This is a genomic window from Actinomadura verrucosospora (assembly GCF_039540335.1).
GTDB classification, from domain to species: domain Bacteria; phylum Actinomycetota; class Actinomycetes; order Streptosporangiales; family Streptosporangiaceae; genus Spirillospora; species Spirillospora verrucosospora.
The window spans coordinates 1-852 of sequence record NZ_BAABEV010000106.1; the positions used below are offsets into that span (position 1 = coordinate 1).

General features: G+C 68.2%; 1 pseudogene. It reads right to left on the reverse strand.

Annotation, left to right across the window (positions count from 1 at the left end):
* Positions 1-852: pseudogene (locus ABD944_RS42120) on the reverse strand (DNA-directed RNA polymerase subunit beta); the annotation flags it as partial.

Below are 852 nucleotides of genomic sequence, written 5' to 3' on the forward strand. Positions count from 1 at the left end.
ACTCCATGCCCGTCCCGACCAGCGGCGCCTCACTGCGCAGCAGCGGCACCGACTGCCGCTGCATGTTCGAGCCCATCAGCGCCCGGTTGGCGTCGTCGTGCTCCAGGAACGGGATCATCGCGGTCGCCACGGACACCATCTGGCGCGGTGAGACGTCCATGTAGTCGACCTCGTCGGGCCGGATGGCCTCGATCTCGCCGCCCTTGCGGCGGACGAGCACGCGCTGCTCGGCGAAGGTCCCGTCGGGGCCGATCGGCGTGTTGGCCTGCGCGATGACGTAGCGGTCCTCGACATCGGCGGTCAGGTAGTCGATCTCGTCGGTCACGCGGCCTTCGACGACCTTGCGGTAGGGCGTCTCGATGAAGCCGAACGGGTTGACGCGGGCGTAGGACGACAGGGACCCCATCAGGCCGATGTTCGGGCCTTCGGGCGTCTCGATCGGACACATCCGCCCGTAGTGCGACGGGTGGACGTCACGAACCTCCATGCTCGCCCGCTCACGCGACAGACCGCCCGGACCGAGCGCGTTCAGGCGGCGCTTGTGGGTGAGGCCGGCCAGGGGGTTGGTCTGGTCCATGAACTGCGACAGCTGGCTGGTGCCGAAGAACTCCTTGATGGAGGCCACCACCGGCCTGATGTTGATCAACGTCTGCGGCGTGATCGCCTCGACGTCCTGCGTCGTCATCCGCTCCCGGACCACCCGCTCCATACGGGCCAGCCCCACGCGCACCTGGTTCTGGATCAGCTCCCCCACCGTGCGCAGCCGCCGGTTGCCGAAGTGGTCGATGTCATCGACCTCGATCGGCACCGCCACACTGCCCAGGGTCGCCTCCTCCTCACCCGCGTGAAGAC